This is a genomic window from Microbacterium sp. HM-570, from assembly GCF_054165885.1.
Genome location: NZ_CM135111.1, coordinates 96013 through 115792, shown reverse-complemented (window position 1 = coordinate 115792; position 19780 = coordinate 96013). Strand labels below are relative to the sequence as shown.

Annotated in this window: 17 protein-coding genes and 4 tRNA genes; 9 read left to right on the top strand and 12 right to left on the bottom strand. The window is 66.3% G+C overall.

The annotated features are described in order from the left end of the window. From ACT9TC_RS00525 to thrS, 4 genes are all read right to left on the bottom strand, one after another. Positions 1 to 228, bottom strand: a complete 228-nt coding sequence (locus ACT9TC_RS00525) for a FitA-like ribbon-helix-helix domain-containing protein (protein WP_458041542.1) — start codon at positions 226 to 228, stop codon at positions 1 to 3. Positions 229 to 235: 7 nt separating this feature from the next. After that, positions 236 to 700: a hypothetical protein gene (locus ACT9TC_RS00520; RefSeq protein ID WP_458041541.1), complete on the bottom strand. Its 465-nt coding sequence runs from the start codon at positions 698 to 700 to the stop codon at positions 236 to 238. Positions 701 to 788: 88 nt separating this feature from the next. Then, complete coding sequence (locus ACT9TC_RS00515) at positions 789 to 1313, bottom strand: HIT family protein (RefSeq protein WP_458042971.1); 525 nt, start codon at positions 1311 to 1313, stop codon at positions 789 to 791. Between the two features lie 149 nt (positions 1314 to 1462). Then, complete coding sequence (gene thrS, locus ACT9TC_RS00510) at positions 1463 to 3469, bottom strand: threonine--tRNA ligase (RefSeq protein WP_458041540.1); 2007 nt, start codon at positions 3467 to 3469, stop codon at positions 1463 to 1465. A gap of 294 nt (positions 3470 to 3763) precedes the next feature. On the opposite strand from thrS, the gene ACT9TC_RS00505 reads away from it, so the two are divergent. After that, a complete protein-coding gene (locus tag ACT9TC_RS00505) occupies positions 3764 to 4915 on the top strand; it encodes an SLC13 family permease (RefSeq protein WP_458041539.1) in 1152 nt (383 codons plus the stop codon). Positions 4916 to 5060: 145 nt separating this feature from the next. On the opposite strand, the gene ACT9TC_RS00500 is transcribed toward ACT9TC_RS00505, so the two are convergent. From ACT9TC_RS00500 to ACT9TC_RS00490, 3 genes are all read right to left on the bottom strand, one after another. Continuing rightward, positions 5061 to 5132 (bottom strand) — tRNA-Val (locus tag ACT9TC_RS00500). A 31-nt stretch (positions 5133 to 5163) separates the two neighbouring features. After that, positions 5164 to 5237: transfer RNA gene (locus ACT9TC_RS00495), tRNA-Cys, on the bottom strand. 64 nt (positions 5238 to 5301) lie between these two features. After that, positions 5302 to 5374: transfer RNA gene (locus ACT9TC_RS00490), tRNA-Gly, on the bottom strand. A gap of 286 nt (positions 5375 to 5660) precedes the next feature. Between ACT9TC_RS00490 and ACT9TC_RS00485 the strand changes: the two genes are divergently transcribed. Beyond that, positions 5661 to 5733, top strand: a tRNA-Val gene (locus ACT9TC_RS00485). A 69-nt stretch (positions 5734 to 5802) separates the two neighbouring features. On the opposite strand, the gene ACT9TC_RS00480 is transcribed toward ACT9TC_RS00485, so the two are convergent. From ACT9TC_RS00480 to zapE, 3 genes are all read right to left on the bottom strand, one after another. After that, positions 5803 to 6324: a type II toxin-antitoxin system PemK/MazF family toxin gene (locus ACT9TC_RS00480; protein WP_458041538.1), complete on the bottom strand. Its 522-nt coding sequence runs from the start codon at positions 6322 to 6324 to the stop codon at positions 5803 to 5805. Positions 6325 to 6414: 90 nt separating this feature from the next. After that, positions 6415 to 7635 (bottom strand): ammonium transporter, encoded by a 1221-nt coding sequence (locus ACT9TC_RS00475; RefSeq protein ID WP_458041537.1) that lies wholly within the window; start codon positions 7633 to 7635, stop codon positions 6415 to 6417. Between the two features lie 204 nt (positions 7636 to 7839). Continuing rightward, positions 7840 to 8871, bottom strand: a complete 1032-nt coding sequence (gene zapE / locus ACT9TC_RS00470; RefSeq protein WP_458041536.1) for a cell division protein ZapE — start codon at positions 8869 to 8871, stop codon at positions 7840 to 7842. Between the two features lie 198 nt (positions 8872 to 9069). Here zapE and ACT9TC_RS00465 point away from each other — a divergent pair, with 198 nt between their 5' ends. The 3 genes from ACT9TC_RS00465 to ACT9TC_RS00455 are packed head-to-tail and all read left to right on the top strand — an operon-like array spanning position 9070 to position 11178. Next, complete coding sequence (locus ACT9TC_RS00465; RefSeq protein ID WP_458041535.1) at positions 9070 to 9975, top strand: sulfurtransferase; 906 nt, start codon at positions 9070 to 9072, stop codon at positions 9973 to 9975. Between the two features lie 37 nt (positions 9976 to 10012). After that, positions 10013 to 10453, top strand: a complete 441-nt coding sequence (locus ACT9TC_RS00460; protein WP_458041534.1) for a SufE family protein — start codon at positions 10013 to 10015, stop codon at positions 10451 to 10453. Then, positions 10450 to 11178 (top strand): dihydrofolate reductase family protein, encoded by a 729-nt coding sequence (locus tag ACT9TC_RS00455; protein ID WP_458041533.1) that lies wholly within the window; start codon positions 10450 to 10452, stop codon positions 11176 to 11178. Before ACT9TC_RS00460 ends, ACT9TC_RS00455 begins: the two co-directional genes overlap by 4 nt. Here the strand turns inward: ACT9TC_RS00455 and ACT9TC_RS00450 are convergent. Then, positions 11150 to 12364, bottom strand: coding sequence for an alpha/beta hydrolase family protein (locus ACT9TC_RS00450; protein WP_458041532.1), 1215 nt, complete (start codon positions 12362 to 12364; stop codon positions 11150 to 11152). The genes ACT9TC_RS00455 and ACT9TC_RS00450 overlap by 29 nt on opposite strands. A 25-nt stretch (positions 12365 to 12389) precedes the next feature. Between ACT9TC_RS00450 and ACT9TC_RS00445 the strand changes: the two genes are divergently transcribed. The 4 genes from ACT9TC_RS00445 to ACT9TC_RS00430 all read left to right on the top strand — a co-directional run bounded on the left by ACT9TC_RS00445 (position 12390) and on the right by ACT9TC_RS00430 (position 17660). Next, a complete protein-coding gene (locus ACT9TC_RS00445; RefSeq protein ID WP_458041531.1) occupies positions 12390 to 13013 on the top strand; it encodes a DUF3000 domain-containing protein in 624 nt (207 codons plus the stop codon). Positions 13014 to 13053: 40 nt separating this feature from the next. Continuing rightward, positions 13054 to 14235, top strand: a complete 1182-nt coding sequence (locus ACT9TC_RS00440) for a ribonuclease D (protein ID WP_458042970.1) — start codon at positions 13054 to 13056, stop codon at positions 14233 to 14235. A 72-nt stretch (positions 14236 to 14307) separates the two neighbouring features. After that, positions 14308 to 15513 (top strand): thiolase family protein, encoded by a 1206-nt coding sequence (locus ACT9TC_RS00435; protein ID WP_458041530.1) that lies wholly within the window; start codon positions 14308 to 14310, stop codon positions 15511 to 15513. Positions 15514 to 15518: 5 nt separating this feature from the next. Then, a complete protein-coding gene (locus tag ACT9TC_RS00430; RefSeq protein ID WP_458042969.1) occupies positions 15519 to 17660 on the top strand; it encodes a 3-hydroxyacyl-CoA dehydrogenase NAD-binding domain-containing protein in 2142 nt (713 codons plus the stop codon). 102 nt (positions 17661 to 17762) lie between these two features. On the opposite strand, the gene dxs is transcribed toward ACT9TC_RS00430, so the two are convergent. Further along, on the bottom strand, positions 17763 to 19727 hold the full coding sequence (gene dxs, locus ACT9TC_RS00425; RefSeq protein WP_458041529.1) for a 1-deoxy-D-xylulose-5-phosphate synthase: 1965 nt from the start codon (positions 19725 to 19727) through the stop codon (positions 17763 to 17765). Between the last annotated feature and the right edge of the window lie 53 nt (positions 19728 to 19780).

Genomic DNA, 19780 nt, shown 5'->3' with positions numbered 1-19780 from the left:
TCAATCTGCGCGTCCGGCCTTGAGATCCTCTACCGCCTGCTCCAGCCCGACCTTGCCGGTCGTCCGCGCGGATATTCGAGTGAAGACCGATTCCAGCGTTGGCGTTTGCGCGAGGCGCGTCAGTTCGCTCGTTAGGAACTGTTGGAGCGACTGCCCCCGTTCCGAAGCGCGAAGGGTCAGTTCGCGATGAACGGACTCGGGCAGATCTCGGATCAACACGTTGGCCATGCTTGCATTATGCATGCAACGCACTCGTTCCGGGCGAGGTGGTCGCCGCCTCCACCACGACAGTTGGATATTGCTCGGCTCCAACGTACGTAGCGAATGTCTTCATAGGGCCCGTGGCTGACCAGTACTCGTTGCCAATGAAATAGCAGCCCATGTGATGGATCCCGCGTTCAGCCGCTTTGGTGTGAAGTAACCGATCGAAGGGGTACGCATCGAGCGAATAGTCGAGCGATGTGTTCACCGACTCGAGAACGACGGCGATGTAGCGCACCAGGTCCGAGTCGACAGTGCTCAATACCTCGTCGACCCACTCGCCGGGGTTAGCCCATCGATCAGCAAACACATCGGCCACCCCGCAGAACCACCAATGGTGATCGCCGAACACCACAAACTGACGATCACCTCTTCCGATATCTTCCGGCCAGCGCAGCTGAGCGAGCGAAAGGAAGTCCCAACCCGAGTCGATGATCATCTGCACACGCTAGGGCGCGACACCCCGCCTTCGGTCCTACGAGGGTCAAGGCGTGGAAACAGGACTGCGCGGTACTCCTGTGGAGGAGTCAAACACTCCAGGCATCCGCGATCGCGCGACGAACGTCGCCCAGCAACTGCGGGAGTGCCTTGGTGCGCGCGATGATCGGGAAGAAGTTCGCATCCGTCGCCCACCGCGGCACGATGTGCTGGTGCAAGTGCCCTTCGACCCCGGCACCCGCAACGCGGCCCTGATTCATGCCGATGTTGAAGCCGTCGCACTTCGACACCTCACGCAGCACGCGCATGCCGGTCTGCGTGAGCGCGGCGATCTCGTCGACCTCTTCACGCGTCGCCTCGTCGTAAAGGCCGACGTGACGGTACGGGCACACCAGGAGGTGGCCCGAGTTGTACGGGAACAGGTTGAGGAGCACGTAGGCGGTCTTCCCGCGCGCGACGATCAAGCCCTCTTCGTCGCTCATCTGGGGCGCGGCATCGAACGGGCAATCGAGGCGCAGCGGCTCGGGCCCCGCCTGGATGTAGGCCATCCGGTGCGGGGTCCAGAGACGCTGGAACTCGTCCGGCACACCCGCGAGGTGGGATGCCGCGATCAGGTCGGACTCGTCCGCGGACGCTTCGACAGGCTCAGCGAGCGTGCTGTCGTCGCGCCCGGAGCCTGACGAAGGGCGGTGCCCGGAGCCTGACGAAGGGCGGTGCCCGGAGCCTGACGAAGGGCGGTGCCCGGAGCCTGACGAAGGGTCCGTCACGCGAGGTCCTCGGCGGTCGACAACTGCGCGTGCGATGCGATGGCCGCGGCGATCCGCTCGATGGCCTCGTCGACCGGCACACCGTTGGTCTGGGTTCCGTCGCGGAACCGGAACGAGACCGTGCCACCCGCGCGATCCGCCTCGCCGACGATCAACTGCACCGGAACCTTGGCGGTCGTGTGCGTGCGGATCTTTTTCTGCATCCGGTCGTCCGAGTTGTCGACCTCGGCGCGAACGTCGCGGTCGCGCAGGCGCGCAATCACGTCGTCGAGGTACGGCGCGTAGTCCTCGGCGACGGGGATACCAACCACCTGCACGGGCGACAGCCAGAGCGGGAACGCGCCCGCGTAGTGCTCGAGCAAAATCGCGAAGAAGCGCTCGATCGATCCGAACAGTGCCCGGTGGATCATGATCGGGCGGTGCTTCTCGCCATCGGGTCCGGTGTACTCGAGATCGAAGCGATCGGGAAGGTTCGGGTCGACCTGAACGGTCGAGAGCTGCCACGTGCGGCCGATCGCATCCTTCGTCTTCAGGTCGATCTTCGGGCCGTAGAACGCGGCCTCCCCGGGAACCTCGGTGAGCTTCAGACCACTAGCCAGCGCGACGTTACGCAGCGCGTTCGTGGAGTACTCCCAGAACTCGTCGGTGCCGATCCACTTGGACTTCTCTTCGTCGCGCATGGAGAGTTCAAGCTCGAAGTCTTCGAGGCCGAAGTCGCGCAGCATCGAGATGACGAAATCCAGCACGCGGGTCACTTCGGACTCGAGTTGCTCGGGAGTCACGAAGAGGTGCGAGTCGTCCTGCGTGAACCCGCGCACGCGGGTCAGACCGTGCAGGGCGCCGGAGAGTTCGTTCCGGTAGACCGTACCGTTCTCGGCAAGACGCATGGGCAGGTCGCGATAGCTCCGCGCACGCTCCTTGTAGATCAGGATGTGCATCGGGCAGTTCATCGGCTTGAGGTAGTAGTCGGTGCCCTGCTTCGTGACCGCGCCCTCGTCGTCGCGCTCTTCGTCCATCCGGATGGGCGGGAACATTCCCTCGCGATAGGTCACGAGGTGGTTCGACGTGAGAAACAGGTCTTCCTTGGAGATGTGCGGGGTGTAGACGTAGGTGTAACCGCCCGCGATGTGGCGACGGCGCGCGTGCTGCTCCATCTCGCCGCGGATGATGCCACCCTTCGGGTGCCATACCGACAGGCCGGAGCCGATCTCATCGGGGAACGAGAACAGGTCGAGCTCTTTGCCGAGCTTGCGGTGATCGCGCTTGGCGGCCTCGGCGAGACGCTCCTGGTAGGCGCGGAGCTCATCCTTGGTGGGCCAGGCGGTTCCGTAGATCCGCTGCAGCTGCGGGTTCTTCTCGCTCCCCCGCCAGTACGCCGCGGCGATGCGGGTGAGCTCCCACCCGTTGCCGACCATGCGGGTGCCGGGCACGTGGGGACCCCGGCAGAGGTCCTTCCAGACCGTCACGCCGTCGCGGTCGACGTTGTCGTAGATCGTCAACTCACCGGCGCCGACCTCGACGCTCGCGCCGTCGGCGGCGGTCGACGCACTCTTCAGGTCGATGAGCTCGAGCTTGAACGGTTCGGATGCCAACTCCGCCCGGGCTTCGTCATCCGTCACCACGCGACGCACGAAACGCTGGCCCTCGCGAACGATGCGCTGCATCTCTTTCGTGATGGCCTTGATCTTCTCCGGAGTGAACGGCTCGGAGACACCGAAGTCGTAGTAGAAGCCGTCCTCGATCGGCGGGCCGATGCCGAGGTTCGCCTGCGGGTCGATGCGCTGTACCGCCTGGGCGAGAACATGGGCGGACGAGTGACGCAGGATGGACAGACCGTCGGGGCTGTCGATGGTGACGGGCTCGACGGTATCCGTCTGCGTGACCTCCGTTGCCAGGTCTTTCAGCTCGCCGTTGACGCGCAGCGCCACAACGGAACGATCGGGGAACAGCGCAAAGCCGTCGGCGGGGTACGACACGTCGGATGACGGGGTGACGTCGGTCACGGGGACTCTCCAGGGTGGCTCGGATTCCAGGCTACTCAGCTTCGGACGCCGCGCGTCCCGCCCGCTCAGGCGTTCCGCGTTCGCCCGTCGCTGCGCTCAGGCAGCCATGCAGCGACGTGGGAATCCATGGGTCGATTCTACCGGGCGTCTCCGCCAACCGAACCGCGGTCCGCTCCCATCACGCGAAGCACGGGAATGCGAGCTCGATCGGATGCGTGCTCGCGCACAGCGGCGCTGACGGGAGTCTTCTCATAGACAGCGGAGCCTGCTCCGCGAGGCCGCAAGAGGGACCATGTGAAGCTCGCGATCACCGGCGCCATCCTGCTCGGGGTCGGTGCTGTGGCACTCGCGAGCGGGGTTCTTCCGCCCGCCGAAGCGTTCGAGCTCTTCGACCGCGTGTGGCCGATCCTGCTGTTCGTCGTCGCCGTGACGGTCGTTGCGGAACTGGCGTCGATTGCCGGAGTCTTCGACATCGCGGCATCCGTCCTTGCGCGCCTCGGACGGGGACGGACGTGGGTGCTCTGGATCCTCGTCGTTTTGCTCGCGGTGATCGCGACCGCATTCCTGTCCCTCGATACGACGGCCGTCTTGCTGACTCCTGTCGTCATCGCGCTCGCTCGTGCGCGTCGTCTCGATCCACTGCCGTTCGCCTTCGCGACGGTGTGGCTGGCGAATACCGCGTCGCTCGTCCTGCCGGTCTCGAATCTCACGAACCTCCTGGCCGTCCACAGGCTCGGCGACCTCGACACGATCGCCTTCCTCGCGCTTCTCGGACCTTCCGCGCTGGTGGCGATCGTCGCATCCGTCGTCCTGCTCGGTCTGTTCTTCCGCCAGGGGCTCCGTGGACGGTACGGCACCGCTCCCCTGCCCCGAGTTCACGATCATCCGCTGTTGATCACGGCGGGGATCTTCGTCGCCGTGCTGCTTCCGCTCCTCGTGTCGGGGATCGCACCCTGGATCCCGGCCGTCGCTGCGGCCGTCGTTCTCGGCGCCGTCTTCGTCTGGCGTTCGCCACGAACGATGCGGGTGGGACTCGTGCCCTGGCAGCTCGTACTGTTCGCCTCGGGCTTGTTCCTGACGGTCGGCGCTGTCGAGGCGCTTGGCTCCGGCGCTCTCTTCGCTGTGCTGACGGGCACCGGCGAGGACTTGTTCTCGCTCTGGCGGGTCGCGGGCGCCGGGATGCTCGGGGCGAATGTCATCAACAACCTGCCCGCGTATCTCGCGCTCGAGTCGACCGCCGGCTCCCCGGTGCGACTTGCCGCACTGCTGATCGGTGTCAACGCAGGCCCCTTGATCACGCCGTGGGCATCACTCGCGACCTTGCTCTGGCACCAGCGACTGCACGCGCTCGGGGTGGACGTGCCGTGGCGCCGCTACGTCCTGCTCGGCCTCGTGGGCGCGCCGATCATCGTGGGCCTCGCGGTAGTCCCGCTCGCCCTCCTCTAACCCCGCGCGGCGCTCATGCCTCGCGAACCGGTACTTCTGTCGCGAACCGGCACGTAGTCCGCTGCGGCTCGCGACAGATATGCCGGTTCGGCGTGTCCGTCGGTGCGGAAACGCAAAAACCCCCGGAAATCCGGGGGTTTCTCTGTGCGCGATACTGGGATCGAACCAGTGACCTCTTCCGTGTCAGGGAAGCGCGCTACCGCTGCGCCAATCGCGCCTGTGCAAGGCAATTCAGTTGTGAGACATTCTGGAGGTGGCGACGGGATTCGAACCCGTGTAAACGGCTTTGCAGGCCGGTGCCTAGCCGCTCGGCCACGCCACCGTGTGGTTTGACCCCACGTGCCGTGCACTCCCCCGAATTTCTTCGGGACAGAACACTGCACTCGAGCGGATGACGAGACTCGAACTCGCGACCCCAACCTTGGCAAGGTTGTGCGCTACCAACTGCGCTACATCCGCGTGGGCCCCCATCGTGCGGGGCGCCTCAATGACTTTAGCTGATCGTCGACGCGTCGACAAACCAGCGCCATGCCAAGCGTGTCGCCGCGCTATTCGCACCGCATGGGCCCCTGTGCTCACAGCTCAGCCGCGAGTGGACGACCTCGGCTCGAGCGCACGGCCCACGGGCGGTGTGGAGGTCGTGCATTCGGGATGAGGTCGCGCACCCCCACCGCGTCGGCGGGGGTGCGCGTGCCGTTGCGACCGCCGCGATCCGGTATCATCATGAACCGACCCTCATGGTCTTGGGCGATTGGCGCAGTTGGTAGCGCGCTTCCTTCACACGGAAGAGGTCGTCGGTTCGAGTCCGGCATCGCCCACAGAAGCTACCGTTACCGCGGGGGCTTTTGTCGTTCCGTGTGATCTCAGGCTCTCCCGCTCCAGCGGCTTCACTTCGCGACTATCCACCCGTATCGCGTCCGGAGCGCGCTCGCGACCTTCGCGAAACGGGCGCGGTCCAGCGCCGCCGCCTCACGACGCATGCCGAGTGCATGCACGGCGTAAACCTTGCTCAGATCGAGCCATGAGGGCCGTCCGCGTGAATCCCAGGGACCGGGCCCCATCGCCAGGTAGTCCGGGTCGCCACTGCGCGCCGTGCCCGTCAACCGAACGGCGTAGAACCAGTGCCCCGGCGCCTGGGAAAGCACCAGCACCGGTCGGTCCTTGCCGCGGCCGTCGTTCTCGACGTACGGCACCCAGGTCCAGACGATCTCACCGGTGTCGGGCGCACCGTCCGCGTCCGGCGCATACTGCAGCACCAGATTGCGTGGCGGCGCCACCGCCCGCGTCGCATAGGGACCCGCGCTTCCCGGGGTCGCGTCTGCCGCGCGCGCGCGACCCGAACCGGTCTGTGCGAGGGGACGACGGAAGAGTCGCCCCAGCGCGCCAAGGAAGCCTCTGCGCACAGTCATCCGGAAACTCTACCGACCGCGGGCACGCAGAAGCGGGGCACCGCGATTGCTCGCGATGCCCCGCTTCGTCAGAAGGGATGTGCCCGTCGACTAGTCGACGAGTGCGTAGCCCTCTTCACCGTGAACGGCGGTGTCGACACCGGCGATCTCATCCTCGTTCTTGACGCGGAAGCCGATCGTCTTCTCGATTGCGAAGCCGATGATGAAGGCGACGACGAACGAGTAGATCATCACACCGAGCGCGGCAACGACCTGCAGGATCAGCTGCTCGGCCCCACCACCGAGGAACAGGCCGGTCTCGGTCGCGAAGAAGCCGAGGTAGACAGTTCCGACAACACCACCGACGAGGTGGATGCCCACGACGTCCAGCGAGTCGTCGTAGCCGAGCTTCCACTTCAGCTCGACCGCGAGTGCACAGATGACACCTGCAACGAGACCCAGCAGGAGCGCCCAGCCCGGCGTCAGGTTGGCGCAGGCCGGCGTGATCGCGACGAGACCGGTGACAGCACCGGATGCGGCGCCAACCGACGTGGCCTTACCGTCCTTGATCTTCTCGATGATGAGCCAACCGATGATGGCCGCTGCCGTCGCACCCAGGGTGTTGACGATGATCAAACCGACCGTCGAGTCCTCGGTCCCGAGAAGCGCGAAGGTGCCCTCGGCGCCGGCGTTGAAGCCGAACCAGCCGAACCACAGGATCGCCGCGCCGAGCATGACGAGCGGCACGTTGTGCGGCTTGTGGATGCCTTTCTGGAATCCGATGCGCTTGCCGAGCACGAGCGCCAGCGCGAGAGCCGCAGCGCCCGCGTTGATGTGTACCGCGGTACCACCGGCGTAGTCGATGACGCTCGCGTCGAAGCCGAAGGTCTCACCGAGACCCATGATCCAGCCGCCACCCCAGACCCAAGCAGAGACCGGGAAGTAGACGACCGTGGCCCAGATGCCCGCGAAGATCATCCACGCGCCGAACTTGGCACGGTCGGCGATGGCACCCGAGATGAGAGCCACCGTGATGATCGCGAACGTCGCGCCGAAGGTTGCGCCGACGAGCGTGTCGCTGCCCGCCGAGCCGAGACCGAAGTCTGAGAACGGGTTGCCTGCGAACTCCCACGTGCTGCCAACCGCGCTCATGTTGAATCCGTAGAGGATCCAGAGAACGCTGACGAGGCCGAGCGCGCCGAAGCTCATCATCATCATGCTGACGACGCTCTTGGCTTTGACGAGGCCACCGTAGAAGAACGCCACACCCGGCGTCATAAAGAGCACCAGCGCCGTCGCTGTGACGGACCAGGCGAGATTGCCGCTATCCATGAAGTACCTCATCCATGTGTTGTGTAACAGGGGGTCCGAGACGCTCGGGTACAGAATGCGCCGCGGTGGCCCCAGTCTGTCGATGGATGGTTACGGCAGCGGTGGGATCGATGTTTCGAGGAGGTTACGGAGGGGCCTCCCCGGTAAACATCGCGTTTCGCAGATCTTCCAGAAAACGGTGAATAGGCCAATAGGGCCCCGTATTTACGCCGCTGTGGAGGCGATGAGGCGCGAAACGGCCCTCAGATACTTCTTTCGGTACCCGCCCGCGAGCATCTCATCTGGAAAGACCGTGTCGAGAGCGGCGCCTGTGGCGCGGATCGGCACCTGTGCGTCGTACACGCGGTCGATGAACGCCACGAACCGCAGAGCGGCCGATTGGTCGGTGAACGGGGCGACATCACGGAGGCCGACGACGTTGACGTTTTCGATCAGGCGGATATAGCGCGAGGGGTGGACGCGAGCCAGATGAGCCACCAGCGCCTCGAAATCATCGTTAGAGACCACGCCGGTGCGCGAAGCATCCGCGATCGCCGACTCGTAGGCCGCTTCGGTGAGAACTTCGGCGTGCCCGTCCAGTTTGCGCTGGCGGTAGTCGACTCCGTCGATGCGGATCGTTTGGAAGCTCGCCGCCATCGCATGGATCTCGCGCAGGAAGTCCTGCGCCGCGAAGCGCCCCTCCCCCAGGGCGTTCGGCGGGGTGTTGCTGGTCGCGGCGAGTTTGGTGCCGGATGCCACGAGCTCACCGAGTAGCCGTGTCATGACCATGGTGTCGCCCGGATCGTCGAGTTCGAACTCGTCGATGCACAGCAGGTCCGCCCCGCGGAACAGCTCGACCGTGTTCTTGTACCCCATCGCACCGACGAGCGCCGTGTACTCGATGAACGAGCCGAAATACTTCCGGCGTGCGCGCATCCCGTGATAGATCGCGGCCAGAAGGTGAGTCTTGCCGACGCCGAAGCCGCCATCGAGGTAGACGCCGGGTTTCACCTCGGGGAGCTTCTTCGCACGAGAGAAGAATCCGCCGCGCTTCGGCGCCTCGGAAAGTCCCGCGAAGGCGATCAACGTTTCTTTGGCTTCTTGCTGGGAGGGGTAGTCCGGATCGACCCGGTAGGTGTCGAATGTCGCTTCATTGAACTGCGGCGGCGGAACGAGGTGCGAGACCATCTCAGCCCCGGAAAGCGCAGGTTCACGGTCGGAAAGATGGACGATGCCCGTGGCGGTCGAAGCAGACATCCGGTCCTTGGGGTGTGTGAGAAGAGGCGTCCGCGACGGCATCTGTCACATACGGAGACGTGTCATATACGGACGTTGAGAATGCGCGCCCCCGGGAGCCGATCTAGGGTTCTTGAGGACGGATTCAACCCTATCCCCGTCATAGCGGCCGCCCGCCCCCGAGAAGCGGTGGACGCACCGAGACACAGGAGACATCAGATGGCTAGCGAGACCGACGCGTCGAACCCGAAGTTCTTGGAGTACGCGAACCCCGGACGCCTGGTGACCGGCGACTGGCTCGAGCAGCACCTCGGTCAACCCGGACTCGTCGTGGTGGAGTCGGACGAAGACGTGCTTCTCTACGAGACCGGCCACATCCCGGGCGCGGTCAAGGTCGACTGGCACACCGAACTGAACGACCCGGTCGTGCGCGACTACCTCGATGGCGCGGGCTTCGCCGAGCTGCTCAGCCGGAAGGGCATCAGCCGTGACGACACGATCGTGATCTACGGCGACAAGAACAACTGGTGGGCCGCCTACGCGCTCTGGGTGTTCTCGTTGTTCGGTCACGAAGACGTGCGCCTGCTCGACGGCGGTCGTGATCGCTGGATCGCCGAGGGACGCCCGATCACGACGGATGCCCCGGCCATCACACTCACGGACTACCCGGTCGTCGAGCGCGACGACTCGACGCTGCGCGCCTACAAGGAGGACGTCCTCACTCACCTCGGCAACCCGCTCATCGACGTGCGATCGCCGGAGGAGTACTCGGGCGAGCGCACCTCGGCGCCCGCGTATCCCGAGGAGGGCGCGCTGCGGGCCGGCCACATCCCGTCGGCGCAGAGCGTGCCGTGGGCGAAGGCCGTCGCCGAGGACGGCACGTTCAAGACGCGCGCCGAACTCGACGATGTCTACCTCGCCGGTGCCGGGCTGACCCCCGGCGACTCGGTCGTCGCCTACTGCCGCATCGGCGAGCGTTCGAGCCACACCTGGTTCGTTCTCAAGCACCTGCTGGGATTCGAGGACGTACGCAACTACGACGGTTCGTGGACCGAGTGGGGCAGCGCGGTGCGCGTGCCGATCGTGACGGGCGCCGAGCCCGGAGAGGTTCCCGCGCGCTCCTGATCGGCTGTCTCCGACACACGCGTGGCAGACTTTCGGGATGGGCGATGACAACCTTCCCGACACCCTCGCCGAGATCCGCGAGGACTTTCTCGGACTTCCCGAATCCGAGCGACTGCAGTTGCTGCTGGAGTTCTCGAACGAGTTGCCCGCGGTGCCGGAGAAGTACGAGGGACATCCCGAGCTTGCCGAGCGCGTCGCGGAGTGCCAGTCGCCGGTCTACATCATTCTCGACGTCGACGACACCGGACGTGTCGCGATGCATGCGACAGCGCCACGCGAGGCCCCGACGACGCGCGGCTTCGCCAGCATCCTCGTGCAGGGCATCACAGGCCTCACGCCCGAAGAGATGCTGGCCATCCCCGACGACTTCCCGCAGAGCATCGGGCTCACGCGGGCGGTCTCGCCGCTGCGCATCGCCGGGATGACGGGCATGCTGATCCGCGCGAAACGCCAGGTACGCGCCCGACTCGCGGCATGAGCACGCCCGTGCTGGTGACCGAGCTGCTTCCCGGCACTCTCACGGAAGCGGATGTCTCGACCGCCGACGGGCGCGCGTGGTTGGAGAACATCTACGCGCCCGCCGCAGGCAACCGCGTACGTCTGAACATGATCACGAACCTCACGGGCTCTGCCGTGGGGTCGGACGGGACCAGCGAAACCCTCACGAGCCAAGTGGATCGCTCGATCCTCGGCATCATCCGGGCGGCGGCGGACGTCGTGGTGGTCGGCGCATCGACCGTCCGGGCCGAAGGGTACCTCGCACCTCGCTCGGCCGCGCTGGCGATCGTCACCGCGACAGGTCGCCTCGACGGACATCGCCTGGATGGCGAGGGCGGTCGCACGGGACGCATCCTGCTGGTGTGCCCGGAGGCGCGTGCATCTGCCGTCGCGGCAGAACGAGACGCCCAGAGAATTGATGCCGAGATCGTGCCCGTGTCCGGCGGCGACGACCTCGATCCGCGAGCCATTCTCGACGCCCTGAGCGCCCACGATCTCGATCGTGCGGTCTGCGAAGGCGGGCCCACACTCGCCTCACGATTCGTCGAGGCAGGCGTGATCGACGAGCTCTGCGTGACGGTGACGCCCGTCGTCGGGCCCGCACCGAGCCCGTTCATCCGTGTCAATGAAAGCCCCCAGACATCCGTCGCGGGGATGCTTGTGGACGAAGCCGGTTTCAGCTACCTGCGCCTGCGGCGGCCTTGAGGTCCAACGCCTCGACCCAATCGGTGATGGCACGTGACCACCGCTCTTGGTCGTAATTCCAGAGCTTGGTATGCCGGGCCGTGTTGAACACCTCGAGCGTGACGAGGTCGGGCCTGGCGAGGGCGAGCGCATGGGAGCCGCCCGAGGGAACGAACCCATCCTCGTCGCTGTGGAGGACGAGGATCGGATGCTTCAGCTCATCCGCTCTGCTGACGATGTCGAGCCGATCCAGCGGGATGCGCTCTCCCGGTCCCCGGACGGGTGCTCCCCAGTCGGACGAGAGCGCGCCGAGGGCGAACGAGATGACGGGCTTGGGAACGTGCAAGAGGCCGGCCTGGTAGCGCAAGACCTCTGACCAGTCGATAGCGGGCGACTCGAGGATGAGCCCCACGATCTTCTCGCGATGAGCGGAATTGAGATCGAGTTGGAGCGCGATCTGGCCCCCCATCGACCAGCCCATCAGGATGATCTCTCGTGCGCCCCGACGGATGGCGAACGAAACCGCCGCGTCGACGTCCCGCCATTCCGTCGCGCCGAGCGTGTAGGTGCCCTGCTTGCTGCGCGGCGCTTCGCCATCGTTGCGATAGGACACCGCGAGGGACGTGTAGCCGAGTTCGTGGAAAACGGGAACCGCGCGCAGCGCCTCGGACCGTGCAGAACCGCGTCCGTGGATCTGCACGACCCAGCGGCCCGTGTCTTCGGCGGCGGGGAAGAGCCAGGCAGGACAGGGCCCGATCGCGGTTCCGACGACCTCGTTCGTGAACGGGATCTGGAGTTGTTCGGGACGATCGAAGTACCAGCCGCTGAAGGCGGCGTCGGCGTCGAGTCGCGCTTCGCCGTCGATATGCGTGAGGAGTTTGCGGGTGACGGCTGTGTCCGTCTCCGCCAGCACGGTGCCGAGCTTGAGGTAGCTCTCGGTTCCGGAGGTGAAGAGGCCGTACCTGCCCGGCAACGACGTGTCGGGGTTGCGCGACAGGGTGATCGTCTGCGCAGCCGTGTCGAGCGCGAGGATGCGGGTGTCCGCCAGCCGTGCGGCGGGAGTCACCACTCGACGAGCCAGCCGAGCGGCGACGAAAGTCGAGGCGACGCCCAGCGTGACGAGAGATCCCGTCAGGATCGCGGACACGATCCGGAGGGCCACGGCTATGCGTCCGTTCGCGCGCGCGGCGCGCCTGGGGGTGATCATCGAGGCCCCACTCTAGTCTGTCGACGTGATCGCCGATCCCCCTGACTCCGGCGTCCCGCCGCTATCGCCACTCTTCGAACGCGCTGTGGCGGACGTGCGCGGAACGCTGTTCCGTGACGACCTGACGGTGCGCGAGATACCGGCGCCGCAGGGTCTCGCGCCCGAGGCGATCGCCTTATCCGGAGATGTGCGTCAGCAGGATCACGCCGCTGACTCCCCGTACGGCACGGGCAGGCTGATCCTGCTGCACGATCCTGCTGAACCCGCCGCGTGGGTCGGCCCACTCCGGATCGTGTGTTTCGCACAGGCCCCCCTCGAGACCGATATCGGCATAGACCCGATGTTGGCGGATGTGACGTGGTCGTGGCTGGTCGATGCACTCGACTCTCGCGACGCACGTTACGCTGCGGCATCCGGCACCGCCACGAAGATCCTGTCCAAGGGCTTCGGCGGGTTGGAAGACGAGGGCGACGGGGCTCAGATCGAGTTGCGCGCGTCGTGGTCACCCGAACCCGGGGACCTCACCGCACACATCGAGGCGTGGGCTGAGCTACTCTGCATGCTTGCGGGCCTACCTCCGGGCTCGGAGAACATCGAACTCCTCGCGGCACACAGATTCGCCGCGAACGACAGGGCGGCACGTGACTGAACCGGTGAGTGAAAGCACCCCCACACCCTCCGTTCATCGCGTGATCGATACTCCCGAGGATCTCGCCGACGCATCCGCGATGCTCGCGCAGGGCCATGGTCCCGTGGCCGTCGATGTCGAACGGGCATCGGGGTTCCGATACTCGCAGCGCGCCTACCTGATCCAGGTTTACCGGCGGGATGGCGGGCTGCACCTGATCGATCCGCCCGCCGTCGGCGATCTCTCACCTTTGCAGGACGCGATCGGTTCCGAGGAATGGGTGCTGCACGCCGCCAGCCAAGACCTCCCGTCTCTCCGCGAGGCAGAGCTGGTACCGCCTCGCATCTTCGACACCGAGCTGGCATCGCGTCTGCTCGGGCGTGAACGTGTCGGACTCGGCGCGGTCGTCGAGGATGTGCTCGGCATCACCCTCGCGAAGGCGCACTCGGCGGCCGACTGGTCGACACGGCCGCTCCCGGAGTCGTGGCTGGAGTACGCGGCCCTCGATGTGCTGCACCTGATCGATGTTCGCGACGCGCTCGTGGCGGAGCTCGCTGAGCAGGGCAAGACGCAGATCGCGGAAGAAGAGTTCCAGGCCGTCCTCGATCGTCCCGCGCGACCGCCCCGCGAAGACCCGTGGCGCCGCCTCAGCGGGCTGCACACCGTGCGCGGTCGGCGCTCGCTCGCCGTGGCCCGCGAACTCTGGCAGGCACGAGAAGAGTACGCGCAAGAGGTCGACACCTCCCCCGGACGCCTCCTTCCTGATCGCTCGATCGTGGCCGCCGTCATCGCCGATCCGCCCAGCAAACAGGCGCTGGCGGCGCTGAAGGAGTTCAACGGTCGCGCGAGCCGCAATCAGCTGGATCGTTGGTGGGCGGCCTTCGAACGGGGCCGGGCCGAGTCGGTCCTTCCTGTGGAGCGGGTGCCCGGCGAGGGGCCTCCTCCCCCGCGTGCGTGGGCCGATCGGAACCCCGACGCCGACGCTCGCCTGAAGGCCGCCCGTCCCGCGGTCGAGGCGATCGCGACCGACCTCGGGATGCCCGTCGAGAACCTGCTGACGCCCGATTTGCTGCGCCGTGTCGCCTGGACACCTCCGGAGCCCGCCGATGCCGAGAGCATCGGTTCGGCGCTCCGGGCGTTGGGAGCACGCGCGTGGCAAGTTGAAGAGACTGCACAGGCGATCGCCGAAGCCTTTGTTGCTGCGGCACAACCGCCCACGGAGCCTGCGGAAGACGCTTCGTAGATTCGGACCAACCGATTCGGGTCGCCTCGCGCACCTTCGTAGGCTGAAGAAAACCCCAAATCTGGAGGCAGTGTGGCCGTGAACTCGGACGTCTATTTCGTCGATGGTGTGCGTACCCCGTTCGGGCGCGCCGGCGAAAAGGGCATGTACTGGAATACCCGTGCCGACGACCTCATCGTGAAGGCGATGATCGGTTTGATGGAGCGCAACCCCGACGTACCGGGTGAGCGCATCGACGACGTGGCTATCGCCGCCACCACCCAGCAGGGCGACCAGGGCCTCACGCTCGGTCGTTCCGCAGCGATCCTTGCGGGTCTGCCGCAGTCCGTACCCGGGTTCGCGATCGACCGGATGTGTGCGGGTGCGATGACGAGCGTCACGACACTCGCCGGCGGCATCGGCATGGGCATGTACGACCTCGCGATAGCCGGTGGCGTCGAACACATGGGGCGTCACCCCCTCGGCATCGGAGCCGACCCGAATCCGCGATTCCTCACCGAGAAGCTCGTCTCGGCCGACGCCCTCAACATGGGTGTGACCGCCGAGCGCATCCACGACCGCTTCCCGCACCTCACCAAGGAGCGCGCGGACCGCTTCGGGATGCTGAGTCAGCACAAGGTACAGGCGGCATACGACGCCGGCGTCATTCAGCCCGACCTCGTTCCCGTCGCCATCAAGGACGCGGACGGAGCATGGGGACTCGCCAGCGAGGATGAGGGACGTCGTCCTCAGACCACGATGGAGGGCCTCGCCGCCCTCAAGACCCCCTTCCGTTCCCACGGCCGCGTCACGGCCGGGACGTCGTCACCCCTGACGGATGGCGCGACCGTGAGCCTGCTCGCAGGCGGCGCGGCCGCGAAGGAGCTCGGCCTCGAGCCCAAGATGAAGCTCGTATCGTTCGCTTTCGCGGGCGTGCAGCCCGAGATCATGGGCATCGGACCGGTTCCCTCGACCGAGAAGGCGCTCAAGAAGGCCGGACTGACGATCGACGACATCGGCTTGTTCGAGTTGAATGAGGCCTTCGCCATCCAGGTCCTGTCGCTCCTCGATCACTTCGGAGTTGCCGACGACGACCCGCGCGTGAACCCCTGGGGTGGCGCGATTGCGGTCGGGCACCCGCTCGCCGCATCCGGTGTCCGCCTCATGATCCAGCTCGCCGCGCAGTTCAAGACGCGTCCCGATGTCCGCTACGGCCTGACCGCCATGTGCGTGGGGCTCGGACAGGGTGGGTCCGTCATCTGGGAGAACCCCTTCTACGACGGCAAGAAGCGGAAGTGATCGGAATGACCAACTACGACTCGATCGATTTCTCCCCCCTCGAGGCGCTCAGCGCCGACGAGGTCGTCACGCGCTCCATCGTCCGCGACGTGCGCCTGGCCAGCGGCAAGGTGCTCGCCCTGATCACGCTCGACAACGGCCGCGATCACACCCGACCCAACACCCTGGGACCCGCTACTCTTGCCGCGCTCGACGAGACCCTCTCGGGTCTCGCGAAGCGTGCGGCAGACGGTGAGATCCAGGCCGTCGGCATCACCGGCAAGTCCTACATCCTGGCCGCCGGCGCAGACCTGTCCGAGGTCTCGAAGCTCCCGTCGCGTGAGATCGCCCTGCTGATCGCTCAGCGGGGGCACCAGACCCTCGGACGCCTGTCCGAGCTCGGGGTGCCGAGCTTCGCATTCGTCAACGGGCTCGCGCTCGGCGGCGGACTCGAGATCGCGCTCAACTCGACGTATCGGACCGTGGATGCCTCGGCCGCAGCGATCGCGCTGCCCGAGGTGTTCCTCGGCCTGATTCCCGGATGGGGTGGCGCGTACCTGCTCCCGAACCTGATCGGTATCGAGAACGCCCTCGAGGTCGTCATCTCCAACCCGCTCAAGCAGAACCGCATGCTCAAGCCGCAGCAGGCGTTCGATCTCGGGATCATGGATGCGATCTTCCCGGCATCCAGCTACCTCGAAAGCTCCCTCCGCTGGGCCGACGGCGTGCTGTCGGGCTCGGTCAAGGTCTCGCGCAAGAACGAGCCGGGCAAGATGGAGCGGCTCACGAAGTGGCCGATCGCCATCAAGATGGCGCGCAACATGCTCGAGAGCCGCATCGGCACCGTGCCCCGCTCGCCCTACGTCGCCCTCGACCTGCTCGACAAGGCGAAGTCCGGCACCAAGGCGGAGGGGTTCGCGCGCGAAGACGAGGCTCTGGCCGACCTGATCGCGGGCGACCAGTTCGCGGCGTCGATGTACGCGTTCGATCTCGTGCAGAAGCGCGCGAAGCGTCCCGTCGGGGCACCGGACAAGGCGCTCGCAAAGCCCGTCACCAAGGTCGGCATCATCGGTGCCGGTCTGATGGCGAGCCAGTTCGCTCTGCTCTTCGTCCGCAAGCTCCAGGTTCCGGTCCTGATCACCGACCTCGACCAGTCTCGCGTCGATAAGGGCGTGGCGCACATCCATGACGAGATCGGCAAGCTCGAGGCGAAGGGCCGGCTGGACGGCGACGCAGCGAACAAGCTGCGGAGCCTGGTGCGCGGCACGACCGACAAGTCCGAGTACGCCGACTGTGACTTCGTGATCGAGGCCGTCTTCGAAGAGGTCGGCGTCAAGCAGCAGGTGTTCGCCGAGATCGAGGCCGTCGTCGCCGACGACGCGATCCTCGCGACCAACACCTCGTCGCTGTCGGTCGCCGAGATCGGGTCGAAGCTGCAGCATCCGGAGCGGTTGGTCGGGTTCCACTTCTTCAACCCGGTCGCTGTCATGCCGCTCATCGAGATCGTCCGGATCGACGCGACGGCGGATGCTGCGCTCTCGACCGCTTTCGTCGTCGCGAAGGGCCTCGGCAAGAACGCGGTGCTCACCGCGGACGCGCCCGGCTTCGTCGTCAACCGGCTTCTCGCGAAGGTCATGGGCGAGGCCGCACGCGCCGTGTACGAGGGAACGCCCCTGCTCACGGTCGAGAAGGCCTTCGCGCCGCTCGGTCTGCCGATGTCGCCCTTCCAGCTGATCGACCTGGTCGGATGGAAGGTCGCTGCCCACGTACAGGACACGATGGCCGCGGCTTTCCCGGAGCGCTACTTCGCGTCCGAGAACTTCCATCAGCTCGCGGAGCTGCCCGAGGTCGTGGAGAAGGACAAGAACGGCAAGGTCACGGGATGGACGAAGGCCGCGCAGAAGGTGCTCGTGACGGCATCCTCTCCGGTCTCCGAGGACGAGATCCTGAACCGGGTGCAGACGGGCCTCGCGCAGGAGATGAAGATCATGCTCGATGAGGGCGTCGTGCCCGAGGTCGAAGACATCGACCTGTGTCTGATCCTGGGTGCCGCCTGGCCCTTCATCGACGGTGGAGCCTCGCCCTACCTGGATCGGGTCGGGGCCTCCGAGAACGCGTTCGGTGCGACATTCCACGAGCCGCCCATCCGCGGCATCGAATCGCAATGATCCTCGGTCGTTGAGCGAGCGCAGCGAGACGAAACGCGCCCCCTCAGCGCGTTTCGTCTCGTCGCTGCGCTCCTCGCTCAACGACCGTGGGTCGTGACCCCGTCAGGCGCCGCGTGTATCGTCGCGCTCGCGCAGGCGCACGTCGCTGAGCCACACAGGTTGGTCGTCAGGCTGCCGTGCCACGGGGATCCGCGTGCCGAGCACCTGGGAGACGACATCCTGAGCGATCTTCGGCGCGGTGAGCCCGGCATCGGCCAGGATCTGAGAGCGGGATGCATGGTCGATGAACTCATCCGGCAGGCCGAGCTCGTCGACGGCGGTGTCTACTCCGGCCTCGCGCAGCACCTGTCGGATCCGGGTGCCGATACCGCCGACGCGGATGCCGTCCTCGATCGTGATGACGAGGCGGTGCCGTGCGGCGAACTCTACGACGGACGGGGCCACGGGGACGACCCAGCGAGGATCGATCACGGTCGCACCGATGCCCTGAGCCGCCAAACGTGCCGCGACGTCCATCGCGATGTGGGCCATGGGACCGATACCCACGAGCAGAACGTCTTCGCTCCCGCCGCGCGCGAGGACGTCCGTCCCATCGGCCAGCCTCTCGAGCGCCGGGAGGTCCGCTCCGACCTCGCCCTTGGGAAAGCGCACGACCGTGGGGGCATCGTCGACCGCAACAGCCTCGTCGAGCGTCTCGCGCAACCGTGCGGCGTCGCGCGGGGCCGCGATGCGGATGTGCGGCACGAGCTGCAGCATCGCCAGATCCCAGATGCCATGATGACTCGGCCCATCGGGGCCCGTCACCCCGGCTCGGTCGAGGACGAAAGTCACTCCGGCCCGGTGCAGGCCGACATCCATCATCACCTGATCGAACGCGCGGTTCATGAACGTCGCGTAGATCGCGACGACCGGGTGCAGCCCGCCGTAGGCGAGCCCAGCGGCGGAGGCGACCGCGTGCTGCTCGGCGATGCCGACGTCGTAGACACGGTCGGGATACTTCTGGGCGAAGGGCAGCATACCGACCGGGCGGAGCATCGCCGCCGTCATCGCGATGACGTCTTCGCGCTCGTCGCCGATCTTTACCAGTTGGTCGGAGAAGACATCCGTCCACGCCGTCGGGGCTTCCCCACCGAGAGTCACACCCGTCAGCGGGTCGATGCGACCCACCGCGTGGAACTGGTCCGCCTCGTCGTTGCGAGCCGGCTCGAAGCCCTGCCCCTTCTCGGTGATCGCGTGAACGATGACGGGCGCGCCGTATTCCTTCGCGAGACGCAGAGTCTCGATGAGAGTATCGAGGTCGTGGCCGTCGACCGGGCCGAGGTATTTGATGTCGAGGTTCGAATACAGCGCCGCGTTGTTGGCGAACCGCGAGAGGAATCCGTGCGCGCCGCCGCGGAGGCCGCGATACATCGCGCGACCCGCGGGCCCGAGACGGGAGAAGAACGACCCGGACGAGCGGTACAGCGTCTGGTACGCCTCGTTGGTGCGAACGCGATTCAGGTATCGCGCCATGCCGCCGATCGTCGGTGCGTACGAGCGTCCGTTGTCGTTGACGATGATCACCAGATTGCGATCGTTGTCGTCCGAGATGTTGTTGAGCGCCTCCCACGTCATTCCGCCCGTCAGGGCACCGTCGCCGACGACGGCGACGACGTGACGATCGCGACGACCCGTGCGAGTCAGTGCCCGCGAGACGCCGTCTGCCCAGCTGAGCGAGCTCGAAGCGTGGGATGACTCGACGACATCGTGCTCACTCTCGGAGCGCTGCGGATAGCCGGCGAGGCCGCCGCGGGTGCGGAGCCCGTCGAAATCCTGGCGGCCCGTGAGCAGCTTGTGCACGTAGGACTGGTGACCCGTGTCGAAGATGATCGGGTCATTCGGCGAATCGAAGACGCGGTGCAGCGCAACGGTGAGCTCGACGACCCCGAGGTTCGGGCCGAGGTGACCGCCCGTCCGGGACACGTTCTCGATGAGGAACGTTCGAATCTCGGCCGAGAGTTCGGTGAGCTGTTCGACCGTGAGCGCGTCGAGATCACGCGGACTCGAAATCGTCTCCAACAGACCCATGCCACTCCCTTCGCGGGCGTGCACGGCCCTCTCGAAAGTCTAGCTCGGTGCCC

What these genes read in the sequence shown, in the direction of transcription:
- zapE (WP_458041536.1), bottom strand. Translation starts at nt 8,871, where the DNA reads ATGTCTGCTTCGACCGCCACGGGCATCGTCCATCTTTCCGACCGTGAA.
- ACT9TC_RS00525 (WP_458041542.1), bottom strand. Translation starts at nt 228, where the DNA reads ATGGCCAACGTGTTGATCCGAGATCTGCCCGAGTCCGTTCATCGCGAA.
- ACT9TC_RS00520 (WP_458041541.1), bottom strand. Translation starts at nt 700, where the DNA reads ATGATCATCGACTCGGGTTGGGACTTCCTTTCGCTCGCTCAGCTGCGC.
- ACT9TC_RS00430 (WP_458042969.1), top strand. Translation starts at nt 15,519, where the DNA reads ATGACCAACTACGACTCGATCGATTTCTCCCCCCTCGAGGCGCTCAGC.
- ACT9TC_RS00475 (WP_458041537.1), bottom strand. Translation starts at nt 7,635, where the DNA reads ATGGATAGCGGCAATCTCGCCTGGTCCGTCACAGCGACGGCGCTGGTG.
- ACT9TC_RS00465 (WP_458041535.1), top strand. Translation starts at nt 9,070, where the DNA reads ATGGCTAGCGAGACCGACGCGTCGAACCCGAAGTTCTTGGAGTACGCG.
- ACT9TC_RS00480 (WP_458041538.1), bottom strand. Translation starts at nt 6,324, where the DNA reads ATGACTGTGCGCAGAGGCTTCCTTGGCGCGCTGGGGCGACTCTTCCGT.
- ACT9TC_RS00460 (WP_458041534.1), top strand. Translation starts at nt 10,013, where the DNA reads ATGGGCGATGACAACCTTCCCGACACCCTCGCCGAGATCCGCGAGGAC.
- ACT9TC_RS00455 (WP_458041533.1), top strand. Translation starts at nt 10,450, where the DNA reads ATGAGCACGCCCGTGCTGGTGACCGAGCTGCTTCCCGGCACTCTCACG.
- ACT9TC_RS00450 (WP_458041532.1), bottom strand. Translation starts at nt 12,364, where the DNA reads ATGATCACCCCCAGGCGCGCCGCGCGCGCGAACGGACGCATAGCCGTG.
- dxs (WP_458041529.1), bottom strand. Translation starts at nt 19,727, where the DNA reads ATGGGTCTGTTGGAGACGATTTCGAGTCCGCGTGATCTCGACGCGCTC.